Consider the following 13,965-nt stretch of genomic DNA (forward strand, 5'->3'; position numbering starts at 1 on the left):
CGCTGTTTACCGGCAGGTGTCATATATTGCGGGTCAAGCGACACCCAGAACGCCCCGCCGGTCATTTCGGATTTGCTGTTGAGCATCCGGGCAAGCCCGAACGTCTGTGTCTGTCCCTTCAGGTCGAAGGTGAGCTCACGCAGCACAATGACGCTGTCGCCCGTTTTCAGCTTATCCTTCGCAACCGGCGCCTTATCTCCGTCTTTTTCTTTGCCGGTGTATTCGCGCTGACTCAGCCCGTCCCCCTTGTCAGTAACCTGATACAGCTTGTGCTCCGGAAAGGCAGACAGCGGATTTTCAGAAGGTACATTTAATCCTTTGATTACCCAACGAGAGAATACGTACTCAACACAATTCAGTTGTATTTCTTAAGATATTCAATCCGTTCATTTGTTTTATCTAACAAACATTTCTCATATATACTGGAGAATGCAGCCTCTGTTTTGGACTCATAATTTTCATAATCACAGCTAGCGTCACGCATTTTTATCCATGCCAATTGAGATTTTTAAGATATATATCGCGCGATTCACTTTATCCATAAAACCCCGCCCCCTCCTTCTTATACTCCTGTAGCTGCTGTCTATATACAAAATTCAGTTCAGCATCTGCTTTAGAATATGCCTCTTTTATTCTCTCAAAATTAACCCACTCACTTGGAGGGTCAGCTTTTGCAATTGAAGATAATATAAGCACTGAGAGTGCCAGTGAAATATATTTATTCTTCATGAAAATTCACCTTACCAATTAATCATTAGCCCCCAACCCGAGCCAATTGCTTAGCATACTGAAATCAATCGCCATATTTACTGTGTAAATATTTTTTTATCTTGCTCGCATTATCTAATTTATAGTTAGATATCTTTTCATTATTTTTTGTTTGAAAACCTGATAAATTTGGGTCCCTATCTGAATCCAAGAACAACTCATAACCTGAGTCTTTAGTAGCATTATATGCCTTTACTTCATATTGATATGGATATTGTACACCATTAGTGAAATAATTAACATTCCAGCGCAGAAGAACAACCACACTTCTCTTGCCATCAAGAGTGGTAAAGAATACGGAGGAAACCTCAGCGGGAGCATCAGAATAACTAAAGGTATCAATAATTTTGTTAACCTTCCCGTTAACGGATGAATAACTTTGATAAAAATTAACATCTCTTTTATCTGGAGAGTTTTGAAAACAAATAACCCCATTATTAAATGCACTATCTTTGAATGGACCTTGAGCCATTGCATTGGGATTATCACCACAAGCATAAACCAATGATGATACTAAAAGCATGCTTAAGGCTATGAATTTAATTATAATATTTTTCATTTTAATCACCTTTACCTAATTCGTTCTCGATCAACTGGGCTTCTCCTTCACGGCGTCTTATCAAACCTCGCTGATTTGACCATAAGCGTTTCATACTTCGTAGGCGGCTCGGGATTTTAATTTCATTTCCTTGAGCGAAGTCATCTCGAATCTCTCTCATTTCTCGTCGATTATCTATTGGATCATTTGGTTTAGGAAGTGCTAATGATGGCCCACGATTGTAAATTAATGATAGCATTGCTCCCGCGCTATCCGGTGGTAGATTAATAGCCTGTGGATAAGCATCCACAACTTTCTGGCAATACCTTTGCTTTAGAACCATTGCCATATCTAAAGCTTTATCTTTCGTTATGGTTATATCTGCCAGCCCATGAACGATTGCCCTAGCATTATCACCTTTTTTCCCGATTGCAGTCAGTAATCTTTCAACTTGTGCATTTGAGTAATAAGCACTTAATAATTCGCGAGCTGATGATGTCGTCTGTTGCCCTAAATCATAACCATATCCGACAGTAACTCCGCTTGACTGATCCCCACCTGGAACATAGGGTTTGGGAGCATATGCTTCCCAAGATAAAATGAATTCGGCTGATTTTTTTGATATCCGATACACACCTAAAGTCGTATTGAAATCAATAGTGTCACCATATTTTTCAGCAATTGCATCCAAAAACACCACTGGATGCATATGCCAGACAGGCGCACCACCACTTAATCCGTCCACCTTGCTCATCCATTCCATGTTGTCAAACCACTGTCTGACATAGCTGATGCACAGCGGATCCAGCTGTTTTAAAAATGTTCTCCACCGGTGATGGCTGCTGCCGCCAAACCACTCACTGTCGTGTCTGACCACCATTCGTGCCGCGATATCCCTGACATCCAGTTCCGCGTAATTCACCGCCTGGCGCAGTTCTTCGCCGGAAAGGTCACCACTGTTGTCACTGTCCATTTTCTGCAGCAGGGATTTATAGTAGTCAGAGACCTGTTTTTCCCGGATACCACGTTCAGGGCGTACCCACTCAGCAATTCTGGTGAACCCGTCCTTGATCCACCCCTCACGCAGGGATTTCGTCATATCGGATGTGGACGGCTCTTCAAATGCTTTAAAGCCCAGTTTGTCCAGGTCGTACTGGCCGATATCCGCATCGACATCGTCTTCGCTTACCCAGGCCCCGTCCCCGATATCAAACCAGCGCTTGCCGCTGCTGTCAGTGAACGGATGGCATTTGTCCTGCGGCATAATTTTGTGAATGTCTTTCTTCACCTTACCTTCAGTTTTGGTGAAGGTATCCCCGGAACGGGCATAGACAGAACTCTCCGGGTGGATATGAACAAATTTCGGGCCGCTCTTCACCTGTGCCTTATTGCGCAGAAAATCGACCATCCGGCTGTCGGTACTGATTACTTCAATGTGTGCGAACGCACTTTTCTCYACACCGTGTAAGTCGCAGGGGGCAATGTCTTCCGCGAGGTAACCCACGGCATYACCAGCTGCAACTTCCATTCTGGTTGCCGGTTTAACGACGGTATCAAATGTGCCCTGCGCTACAGCCTGCTGCATCCAGGCCGGCAGGTGTGCCCGCTGTTTACCGGCAGGTGTCATATATTGCGGGTCAAGCGACACCCAGAACGCCCCGCCGGTCATTTCGGATTTGCTGTTGAGCATCCGGGCAAGCCCGAACGTCTGTGTCTGTCCCTTCAGGTCGAAGGTGAGCTCACGCAGCACAATGACGCTGTCGCCCGTTTTCAGCTTATCCTTCGCAACCGGCGCCTTATCTCCGTCTTTTTCTTTGCCGGTGTATTCGCGCTGACTCAGCCCGTCCCCCTTGTCAGTAACCTGATACAGCTTGTGCTCCGGAAAGGCAGACAGCGGAGCAAGCCCGATATACAGCGAGTAAAAATCGAGGCTGTTGTCCTTTTTTTCGGGATCGGGGGTACAGGTCGATTTAACCAGCACAAACGTACCGGAATACTGCAGCGGGTTATTGATGTATTTACCGGTCAGATAGTCCTGATTAATGCGCCAGGCCACCACTTCGCCGCCCGCCATAAACTGAAGCGGCACCGCCGTGTCTGCCGTCTCGTTTGTCAGCACAGAACCCGGGGCACTCTTACGGGTGATGTGGATCCCGCCGTGCCACATGTTATTCGTTCCGGCCAGCCAGGAGCCGTGTGGCTCCTGACAGAGCGGCTGCATCATGTCATCCAGGGTGGCGTACTGCTCGCCATTCGCTTTTCGGGCAGGAAAACAGATTTTCATTCCGGTTATCCTTAACGTGAAGGGATATTACGTGTTTTAGGCGGCGTCACGCTGGCGTTTGTCTGGCTAAACCTGGGCGGCGTAATATCCATGCTGCCACCCGCCATCGGTGAGCGGTAATGCGCGGATTTGACCAGGTAATCTCCCGGGGTTTCTTCCAGAATGCCGCCGTTGTCCAGCGTGATACTGGAGCCGCCGCCGTTAAGTCGCAGTTTAGGCGCACTAATGAGCAGTTCATCCTTGTTACTGCTGATGGTAAACAGCAGCTCAGATGTCATCTCCATCGAACTCGCTTCAGCGCGGATCTCAACATCCCCCTGATTAGCAATCATCTTCGCCCCGGACTGATGAGCAAACAGCCCGACAGACTCACTGGCAGCCAGCGTGATGTTCTTCATTGCTCCCATATCCAGATGCTGACCTGCACTCAGGATGGTGTTCTGCTTGCTGGTCATCTGAAGATGCTCACCCGACGTGAACGCCACGCCCTGCGGTGCGCTGCCGAGTAGTGCCGCGGACTGAAGGTCTCTCAGGCGGTTTTCCAGCAGTCTGTTCTGGCTTTCGAGGTCACAGGTGAGTGCCTGAGCCTGCTGCGCAAGCAGATTGAGCCGCTTCATTTCGGCCGCTGACTGGTTCAGGCGTTCAATAGCCGGCGCCATATCCAGCATTTTGCCCTGTGCCGCCGGTTGGGCATCAGCAGTCAGGAACATCCCCCGTCCGGCACGCAGCGCCCCGTATTCATCGGTGCGCAGTTCAAAACCGGTTCCGCGGGGCTCACGCTCACTATCTACAACGTGACCGCCGTTGAGTTGCGTCTTGCCAAACGGCGTCGCCAGCTTGAAATGCTCTTCCTGACGCTTGTCCTCCAGACGGAATTTGTTGTCTCCGGCCGTACGCCAGATGTTGCGCGTGTGATTATCACGGGTGACGTGGTCCGGGTGTTCTGAATCGTGCTGAGCGTAGGCAATATACGGCCGGTCAGGGTCACCGCCGTCGAACATCACCGAGACTTCAGTGCCATCAAGCAGCGGGGAGTGGAAGCCGTAGGTATCCCCGGCATAAGGTTTCGCCAGGCGAAGCCAAAGGTAGGCATAGCCCTGTTCAGTGCTGTTGCGGTCAAAATCAAGCCGGACACGGTAGCGTCCCTGATTGTCGAGGTAAGCATAGGTGTCATGCTTTTCATCACTTTCCACCCGGGCAGGCAGGGAGCCGGCCACCACCGGGCGGTTCAACAGGGCCGGACGAAAACAGACCGTTTCGCTGTAAGGAATGCCCGTAAAGTGCAGTCGAAAGCCTTTGTCGCGTGCACCTGATGTGTGAATACCGGTGATGACGATGCCGTTCTTCAGCGAGTCAGGCAGCCCACTGCCCTGTGGCTCCAGTACTTCGCCCGGAGCCAGAACCGGCCTACTTGCGCGCCCCGTTACTGTTTGCTGGGCATTGAGGTAGCGCTCATGGCGCAGGCGGGCATACCAGGCACCGCTCTCCGGCGTTTCCGTATCCCCTTCACTCAGGAACGGCTCGGCATAGTGATACACCTCACCGGTGGTCGCCCCGCCCTCCTGGCGAACCGTCACCGAACTGTCCTGTGGGGCCAGCGCATCGCGGTAGTTATAGTCGCGGGTAGCCACACTACCGGTGACCACGCGGTCTTTCGGCCGAATATCCCAGACGCTCTCCTGTCCGTTGTCGCTGGTGCGTGACGGCGGAATAATGGGCAGCTTTACACCAAACTGATACTGCATCTGACTGTCCTGGAAAATTACCACGTCCTGTTCAATGCGGCCATCCATCTCAAAGCGCCAGAAGATACCAACTTCGGCCAGCAGGCGCTGAACAAAAGCCAGGTCTGTCTCACGCCACTGGGTAATGAGCTCCCGGACCGGGTAGGCCTGCGACAGACGAAATTCAAAATCCGCTCCTTCCAGTCCGTGAGAGCGCAGTATCTGCTCAACCACTTCCGGTACGGACTGATTGAGATATACCGCGCATCGTTCGGTATGGTGCATCAGGGCAATACGCGGCACGAGTCGCAGGGCGTAGGTGATTTCATCCCCTGACACGGAGATCCGACGGAATGTATCCACCACGCCGTATACTGTGCGCACCGGCGCAGCCAGCGTGCCATCAAACAATGGCGTCTGAAAGGTGAAAGATGCCGGTTTCAGCATCACCTCATTGCTGGCAATGCTCGCCGCACAGGTGAAGGTGACATCGTAGTGCCACGGCTGGCTCAGGGTTTCAGTGGCACGATAGCGCAGGACATCGAGAAAATGCGGGCAGTCATGGACGTCTAAGCGATAACGGGACAACCCCAGAGCTTCATTGATTTTTTTCTGTGCCAGACCGATAGCAGTATTACTCATCTCTTATCTCCCTTACAGAACACCAGCGACAATCAATTAATTATTGCCACTGAGGAAATCAATGCGCTCATTGGTCATTTTTGTCTGGCACTGATAAATTTCGATGCGGTGTTTCATATCAACACTATTCGATTCCGCATCCGACAATTTCCCGCACTTAGTAGTTTTTTCATTCACCCATGCCAGCTGTTCTTTTTTTAACGCATTTCGCGAAGAGTCCGGGAGTTCTCGCCAAACGGAATTCAGGTTGCGGTCTGAAATTTTATATTCGGCCTTAGCAGAATCCAGCGCACCTTTAAACTGAGCATGAATAATCTGGCTTTTATTAATGGACAATACACTGATATTGAAAAGGGCATCAGACAAATCTGTACGGTTAAACTCGCTGAAGATGACATCCTTACCATTGTCTGCAAGCTTAGCGCTGTAACTGACATCACTCCAGACCACGCTTCCATTATTCAGTTTGCCATAGTTCCCTGTAATGGAATGCAAATAGTCTGGTTCGCTACTCACCACATCCAGTGTTTCCTGTGGCACCTTCACTGAGATAGTTGCGCTACAATTCAGACCATAGCTTCCATTACCAGACGTAGAGACATTACTGACGCCAACCACCAGGCTATTAAGCTTATTCTGATAGTCAGCAACGGGTTTGTCATAACTGTATCTGGATTTTGTCAGGTAATCACTTTGCAGCAGGCCTGAAGCATCACTGCGAAAAGAATCCGAAAGAGCTTTAACGGCGTCTTCTCTGCCACATTTAAAATCATCGGATGAACTAAACAATCCCGCATAAGCATTTGCTGTAAAGGTCAGAGCAATAGCCGCCGGGACAATTTTTTTAAACGTCATATATTTCTTCCTTTTTATTGGCAGTAACAGCAACATTCCGTTGCTAATAATAAATAATTCCGTTCTGCGTTATGATTTCGCGGCATTAAATTCAAGCACTATCCCCTCTTCGTCATTCCAGCCGAGCGTCAGGGAGTCCGGTTTCTGTTTCGCGGCCATGTGGGTCAGCAGTTGCTGGCTCAGCACCGGCAGGATTTGCTGGTTGAGCAGGCTGTCGACATTGCGCGCGCCGGTGTCCGGCAACAGGCAGGCGGCGGTCAGCGCGTCATACAGGCTGCCATCAATATGCGTGGTCAGGCCGTAGTGACGGTTCAGGCGCTTACTGACCTGTGACAGCTTCATTTCCACGATGGTGCGCATCGCCGCTTCGGCCAGCGGACGGTAAATCACGGTCTGGAAGCGGGCGAGCAGTGCCGGCTGGAAGTGGTCGCGTAAAATCGGGCGCAGCAGTTCGTGCAGGTCGCCTTCGGTGGATTCTGGTTGTTCGTCCAGCAACTGCATCAGGTGATCGCTGCCGAGGTTGGAGGTCATCAGGATGACGGTGTTGCGGAAGTCGATTTCACGCCCTTCACCGTCACGCATAAAGCCGCGGTCGAATACCTGATAGAACAGGTTCATGACGTCACGGTGTGCTTTTTCCACCTCATCGAGCAGCACCACACTGTACGGGCGCTTGCGCACCGCTTCGGTGAGAATGCCGCCCTGACCGTAACCCACGTAACCCGGAGGCGAGCCTTTCAGCTGCGACACCGTGTGCGGCTCCTGGTATTCGGACAGGTTGATGGTGATGAGGGATTTCTCACCGCCGTACAGCACGTCCGCCAGCGCCAGTGCAGTTTCGGTCTTACCAGTGCCACTCGGACCAACCAGCAGGAACACGCCCTGCGGACCATTCTCGGACGTGAGACCCGTTTTTGCCGAACGCAGGCGCCGGGCGATGGCGGTCAGCGCCACGTCCTGCCCGACCACGCGCTTGCCGATTTCGTTTTCGAGTGTCAGCAGTTCGGTCTGTTCATCTTTCATCAGGGAGGAGAGCGGAACGCCCGTCCAGTCGGCAATCACGTTGGCAACGGTGCGTACGTCAACATCCAGAGAGAGCAGCGGGTTGCTGTGCTGCATGCCGTTCAGTTCCTGCTGCAGCGTGCGCGTCTCGCTTTGACGGGAGATGTCCTGGCGGCTTTCCAGCAGTTGTTCGGTGAGTTTCAGTTCCTGCCCGTACTGCGTTTCAAGCTCGTCGAGAGCAACGATAAGAGCGTTCTCTTCCTGCTCAATGACGGTCAGGCGTTCACCATGGCTCTGATTGCCGACAGCAATATCTTCCAGCAGCGCCTGCTTCTCCATTTCAAGAGAGGTAATCTGCGAGCGAATGCAGGTCAGCTGTTCCGGTACCGTGTCGAGGCTCATTCGGACGCGCGCTGCGGCGGTGTCGAGCAGATCAACCGCCTTATCCGGCAACTGGCGGCCCGTGAGGTAGCGGCGGGAAAGCGTAACAGCAGCGCGCACCGCATCGTCGGTAATGTGCACGTGATGGTGCTCGGCGTAACGGGATTTCAAACCACGGAGCATCAGGCAGGCTGTGTCATCGTCAGGCTCATCGACTTTTACCATCTGGAAACGACGCTCCAGGGCCGCGTCGCGTTCGAAGTACTGCTTGTACTCGCTCCAGGTAGTGGCCGCAATAGTACGCAGTTCGCCACGCGCCAGCGCCGGTTTTAGCAGGTTCGCTGCATCGGCGCCCCCTGCCAGGTTGCCCGCGCCGATGATGGTATGCGCTTCATCAATAAATAGCAGGACCGGGGACGGGGATTGCTGCACCGCATCGATGACGTTTTTCAGCCGCTGTTCGAACTCGCCTTTCACGCCTGCACCGGCCTGCAGCAGGCCCAGGTCAAGGGTACGCAGAGTGACCGTTTTCAGGGATTCAGGCACATTACCCTCGGCAATACGCAATGCCAGACCTTCAACCAGTGCGGTTTTCCCTACGCCCGGCTCACCGACCAGAATCGGGTTGTTTTTGCGGCGACGAGAGAGGATATCCACCATCTGACGGATTTCTGTGTCACGGCCAAACACCGGATCGATCTTCCCTTCCTTCGCTTTGGCGGTGACATCGAGGGTGAATTTATCCAGCGTGTTCTGCAGCGCAGGGCTCAGTTCCCCCTCTTTCATTTCCACACCAGCCGGACGCCCGACAAACTCCACCTCACCACCGTGGTTCTGTGCCAGCTCGGCTTCGTGCTGCATTTCTGGACGCTCATCCGATTGCGCATCCAGCAACGGTCGCAGGCGCTCCAGCTGGCTCTGAGCAAGCGTTAACAACGGCCAAAGGCCGTCACAACGTGCCAGTTTTGGTTTTTCAACCAGGGCCATCAGCAGATGGATGCTGCGAATGTGCTCTTCGCCATTAAGTGAGGCAAGTAGCCAGGCTTGCTGCATCAGAGTCTGGATGTCATCAGAGAGCTGGGGCCGATGGCGCACGGAGCGAGGTTGTCTGTCGAGCCAGCCAAGTAAATCCTGCCAGATGCCATCCATATCCCATTCATAGCGACGCGCCAACACGGTCAGGTCACCTTCCCCTTGCTCCAGCAGCTTCAGCAGCCAGTGCTCCGGCAGAATTTCGGCATGGGCACGGGTCTGACAGAGCGAAGCTGCGCCTTCCATCGCTCGGGCACAGTAAGGGTTCAGACGACGTAACAGGATGGCTGGATTTTCCATGAGATTCTCTCTTTGTCGGTTCCTGGACACGCTACCGCCCCTCGCTGTTCACCAAAGCGCATAAGGTCAGGCAGGCAGATTGTTTTTTCTTTGCTGAGTGCCCGCAACTCAGGCACTCAGCAAAAAACTGCGGACAGGAAAACCTGCCCGCATCAGGATTACGCCGTGGCGCGTTCGTTCCAGGAATCGGAATGAATGATGTTGCCGTCTTTGTAGGTCCAGGTGATTTTTTCGTATCGCAGTTCAACGCGTTCAAGGTGGTTGTGCTTCTCTTTAGAAGGATCCTTGATGTCATACATTTCAGGATTCACTTTCACTACCTTCACGTTTTCCAGTTTGGTGTTGAAGTACTCCACTTCCTGGCCCGCGTCGTTGATTTTGTACCACTTGAATTCAGCGGATTTCAGGGTCTGACCGGTTGTCACCGCCTTGTACAGATACGGGCTGGAGGAATCGATTTCCTTCGTGAACAGGAACGGTGTGTGGATACGGGTGCCGGTCAGCTTGCCGGTGTTGTTGTCGGTTGGGATATACAGGTTATGCTCCTGTGCAACCACCTCGATGCTACCGTCACGATCCTGAACGTCCACAGACCCTTTGATGTCCGCACCGCCGTCGTCTTTCAGCCAAAGATAAACAGGAATTGCCATGGAATTACTCTCCATTGTGTAGTGATGCGCCATCATCCTGCGATGACGCCTAGGTGTGGCCCGGTATCTGACAGGCATTGGCCTGCGGTACCAGACTGATTTCGACACGGCGGTTGAGCGCGCGGCCCTCCGGGGTGTCATTGGTTGCGACAGGACGGCTTGCGCCATAGCCCTGCACCGCAAAACAGCTTTCGGGCACGTCGCCCGTGTCCCGCATCCAGTCGCGTACCGCTTCGGCGCGTTTCAGAGACAACGTCTGGTTCAGTAATGCATTACCGGTGTTATCCGTGTGACCCGCGACCACAATCAGCCAGCCCGGCTTGGCCTTAATGCCGACCAGAGAATTGACCAGCATTTTGGTGGAGCCGGTTTTCAGCATGAATTTGCCGGAATCGAACAGCGACATACTGTCAAGACGGACAATTTTTGGTACCGGCGTTGGCTTCGGTTTTGGTGGTGGCGGTGGAGGTACATAAGTATCTATGGCCTGCTGCACCGCCAACCACAGGCGGTTGCCAGAATAAAGTCCTAGCCCGTAACGATGGGGTTCTCCCTGACGCTGCCAGCGCTCCAGCAACAATGCGTCCTGCTGCAGGGCAAGCAGGGCCTGAGCTTTCGGGACATAGTGGTTCATTGGGATAACCTGCCAGCGCTGAAGGTCGGCGCTGACCTTACGGATAAGCGACAGGTTATGCCGCACGGACAGGACAATGGCACCGAGGGCGCATAACAGCAGAACTATCACAACCCGACGACCGGTTTTCCCACCCTGCAATGGGGTAGTATAAGGGGCCAGCAGAGGGAGTACCGAATCGGCAAAATGCCAGCGCGGCTCATACGCCGTGACATGACAAGCAGGTACTATGCGGGTCTGGCGGAACAATAATTGTGGCCACAGCGCGGCTGTCGAGGTGAATACCGACCCGAGACGCATGGTCACTGCAAATGGTCGTACGGCCGGATACAGCCTGTCCGCTTTGCCCAGTTCATTCAGCATCACGGAGTGAAGCAGCGTTGTCGCCTGAGTCAGATAAGGCTGAATAAAGGCCGCCTGCGGGGACTGCTGCCATTCACTGAGGGTGACGGCAGATTCGTCTTCCGGACACACCAGGGCTGTATCTCCCCGCACCACTATCCAGGGTGTTTCCGGACCGCTGAATTCGGTGCTCAGGACAACCGGCACGCTATAGCCGGTCAGGTCCCGCAACTGCTTCATCTGCAGGCGCAACGCCTTCAGGGAAGCGCGCAACAGTGCCTCATCTTCATGCTGGTCCGGCAGACAGCGGAACATTACAGCGAGCTGGCCTGCCATCGTCGGGGTGCGGGCCAGCAGACGCTCTGCAAACGGCGTGAGTCCGACCAGTTCCGTTATCCGGATATACCAGCCCTGTGCTGTACCCCGGCACGAGCTTGCTGCAAATATGGCATCATCCACATCCCCACAAACCAACACCACCGGTCCGGTATGGCTTTCTGGCGGGAAGTTACCAGCTTCATCGATCTGCTGTGCAGGCTGCCTTTGACGGTAACGCCGACGGATAAGGGCAGTTGAAGTCAGTATAAGGAGCAGCGTCAGAACCGATTTTCCTGCGACTGGCCATGTGAGAAAACCCCATAACAGCCACAACACCGCGGTAAGGCACAGCAATACCGGTACGGCAGCCCGGGCAAGTGTTCGTCCATGCATCAGGGTTGCTCCGGAAGTTGCTGGTGCAGCAGGTCCTGCAGCCACAAATGACCGCCCAGCCACACAACACCAGTCAGGATCACCGCCAGCACAATCCAGAACCAGACGGAACGCAGCAGGTTGTAACGACGCCGTCCGGTCTTCTGCACCACCAGGGAGGAGCCGGTTCCAAGCGCAGGCACACGCTCATTCAGTGCTGCAATAACCTCATCACGACGGGACTGCACAACGCCGGACAACCGGTACTGCCCCTGGAAACCAAGCGCCAGCACCCGCTGGTAACAGGTCAGCACCGCAGGTTCAGGCGCAGGATGTCGCAGTATCTCCGCGATACGGTCATAGAGCGCTTCACCAGCACGCAATGAGCCAAAGTACAGCGCTTGCAGCGGGGCTGAACGCCAGGCTATCTGCCCCGCGTCCAGCGTGGTGATGTTCAGCAGGTCACGGGACATTTCATCGGTGGGAAAACTTTCTGTGGCGTCTGTTCTGATGACATCCGCTACAGCAGTTTTCGGCTCCGGCCTGCGGTTCAGAACAGTTTCATCCAGCAGGGCACATTGCGCGTAGGTAATGTGATCGATACTTTCAGTATCAAAGCCTGCCCTGTCCAGCGCCTCGCGCACACTTTCAACCTGCGCTTTACACGCGGCATATAGTGCCGGGCCGTCCGTTATCTGCCCGCCATGACGCAATTGCGCCACGGTGAGCCAGGTTTCTGCCAACAGGGCATCAATGTCGAAGTCCTTTATCATGAGCGCAGCACCGCAAACAGTTCCAGCTCAAGTTCGCCGAGCACGGACGGGACATAGAAGGCGCAGACCCCCTGATCTAGCATTTCACGGGCGGCAGCACATTCCATATCCAGCACAAAGTACTGGTTTTCCAGACGCACCGGCAGCGCAGCAGGCACACGGCTCAGAGCAATGAGGCCAATACCTTCAACAGCCAGACCGGACACTTCGCCTACGCTTGCTGGGGCACCGGCAATACAGACTTTTGCGAAGCGCTCTGCAATCTGCCAGAGTGGCTGATTTGTTCGAACGGAAAGATAGAAATCGGCCTCATCGCGCAGACGAATATCGTGCAGCACCGCTTTCCAGGTTTCCGGATCCATGCGCTCCATACGGACAGCCACCACACGTGACGGAAGGCTGGATTCCAGCAGTTCGCTGATAAGGTCAAAGAGTGGCGGGAATGTTTTCTCCGGCGCACTGTGCTCATAACCCGGAATGGCATCCAGATCGTGATCAAGTGAGAAGGTCAGCATACTGCCGGCAAGACGCGCCAGCTCGACCCAGACCTGCTCAGGATGTCTGTCAGGGAAACGCTCATACTCAGAGAGCACCCTCGCATGAGAATTCAGTGCATTCAGCAGCCAGAAAAGCGAAACATCAGCGACAGCAAAATCAGCCATCCTGTCGTTGCTCTCTCGACGCATTGACATCAGACGCTGGCGGCGGGAACGCAACTGGCGATTAAGTAATGCCAGGCGCTCACACAAATTATGACTTGCCGAGAACATCGCCATAGGCGGGATAAAATCCGGATCCTGACGCCAGCCCCCCTCCCCGTTCTGCATCAGACGGGCAATGGCGCAGGTATCCCAGGCACTGTTATCTTCATGCCCGAAACGGAATGCCAGATTAAAGCGGGCCACAGCCATCGACTCTTCTTCCTGACCGAAACGATCAGCGATCGTTTCCCAGGCTTCCCGATAGCGCAGCGGACGCTCTGCTGGTACCTTGTCCGTCTGCACATTTACGATCCCGGCCTGCATCACCGGTAACGCCACATACACCGTTACCTGGACATTGCTGGCAGAAGTCGGTGCCTCGATTTCACGCGGCTCCGGTGGCAGGTCGCTGAACCGGGTATCAACCAGCGTGTCATCCGGGAGCCAGAGACGAAGCGACTGTGCCTGCACGCGGCCAGAGGCCAGCATCGCGTCATCCAGCTCAACCCGCCCAACGCCCCAGGGGAAGGCATTTCCGCGGGCGGCAATACCGGCCCGGGAAAATGCATCCCATTCAGACTGCTGCTGGAACTGCTGAGGGGCCAGAAGCGCCCCTTCATTCCATAACGGACGATGAATTTTCATCCCT

The 13,965-nt window shown here is 53.6% G+C and carries 11 protein-coding genes; all 11 read right to left on the bottom strand.

Translation table 11 applies throughout. The annotated features are described in order from the left end of the window. Positions 1 to 355: 355 nt before the first annotated feature. On the bottom strand, positions 356 to 484 hold the full coding sequence (locus BFG58_RS24275) for a lysozyme inhibitor LprI family protein (protein ID WP_254665195.1): 129 nt from the start codon (positions 482 to 484) through the stop codon (positions 356 to 358). A gap of 50 nt (positions 485 to 534) precedes the next feature. Continuing rightward, the gene (locus tag BFG58_RS24280; RefSeq protein ID WP_254665196.1) at positions 535 to 729 is read right to left on the bottom strand and encodes a hypothetical protein; all 195 of its coding nucleotides are present in this window, start codon (positions 727 to 729) and stop codon (positions 535 to 537) included. 64 nt (positions 730 to 793) lie between these two features. After that, the gene (locus BFG58_RS23805) at positions 794 to 1,327 is read right to left on the bottom strand and encodes a hypothetical protein (protein WP_139125303.1); all 534 of its coding nucleotides are present in this window, start codon (positions 1,325 to 1,327) and stop codon (positions 794 to 796) included. A gap of 1 nt (position 1,328) precedes the next feature. Then, the gene (locus BFG58_RS09505; RefSeq protein ID WP_069719715.1) at positions 1,329 to 3,590 is read right to left on the bottom strand and encodes a pesticin C-terminus-like muramidase; all 2,262 of its coding nucleotides are present in this window, start codon (positions 3,588 to 3,590) and stop codon (positions 1,329 to 1,331) included. Positions 3,591 to 3,601: 11 nt separating this feature from the next. Continuing rightward, entirely contained in the window at positions 3,602 to 5,956 is a 2,355-nt protein-coding gene (locus BFG58_RS09510) for a type VI secretion system Vgr family protein (protein ID WP_069719716.1), read from the bottom strand. Between the two features lie 36 nt (positions 5,957 to 5,992). Then, positions 5,993 to 6,811 carry a lysozyme inhibitor LprI family protein gene (locus BFG58_RS09515; RefSeq protein WP_069719717.1) on the bottom strand — a complete coding sequence of 273 codons (819 nt, stop codon included), beginning with the start codon at positions 6,809 to 6,811 and terminating at the stop codon, positions 5,993 to 5,995. Positions 6,812 to 6,880: 69 nt separating this feature from the next. Further along, the gene (gene tssH, locus BFG58_RS09520; protein WP_069719718.1) at positions 6,881 to 9,526 is read right to left on the bottom strand and encodes a type VI secretion system ATPase TssH; all 2,646 of its coding nucleotides are present in this window, start codon (positions 9,524 to 9,526) and stop codon (positions 6,881 to 6,883) included. A gap of 158 nt (positions 9,527 to 9,684) precedes the next feature. Next, positions 9,685 to 10,176 carry a type VI secretion system effector Hcp gene (gene hcp / locus BFG58_RS09525; protein ID WP_039339792.1) on the bottom strand — a complete coding sequence of 164 codons (492 nt, stop codon included), beginning with the start codon at positions 10,174 to 10,176 and terminating at the stop codon, positions 9,685 to 9,687. Positions 10,177 to 10,225: 49 nt separating this feature from the next. Continuing rightward, positions 10,226 to 11,863 (bottom strand): OmpA family protein, encoded by a 1,638-nt coding sequence (locus BFG58_RS09530; RefSeq protein ID WP_069719719.1) that lies wholly within the window; start codon positions 11,861 to 11,863, stop codon positions 10,226 to 10,228. Continuing rightward, positions 11,863 to 12,615, bottom strand: a complete 753-nt coding sequence (gene tssL / locus BFG58_RS09535) for a type VI secretion system protein TssL, short form (RefSeq protein ID WP_069719720.1) — start codon at positions 12,613 to 12,615, stop codon at positions 11,863 to 11,865. Before tssL ends, BFG58_RS09530 begins: the two co-directional genes overlap by 1 nt. Continuing rightward, entirely contained in the window at positions 12,612 to 13,961 is a 1,350-nt protein-coding gene (gene tssK, locus BFG58_RS09540) for a type VI secretion system baseplate subunit TssK (protein ID WP_069719721.1), read from the bottom strand. The genes tssL and tssK overlap by 4 nt, the downstream gene beginning before the upstream one ends. Between the last annotated feature and the right edge of the window lie 4 nt (positions 13,962 to 13,965).

The sequence above is a fragment of the Enterobacter sp. ku-bf2 genome (genome assembly GCF_001742765.1).
GTDB classification, from domain to species: Bacteria; Pseudomonadota; Gammaproteobacteria; order Enterobacterales; family Enterobacteriaceae; genus Enterobacter; species Enterobacter quasiroggenkampii.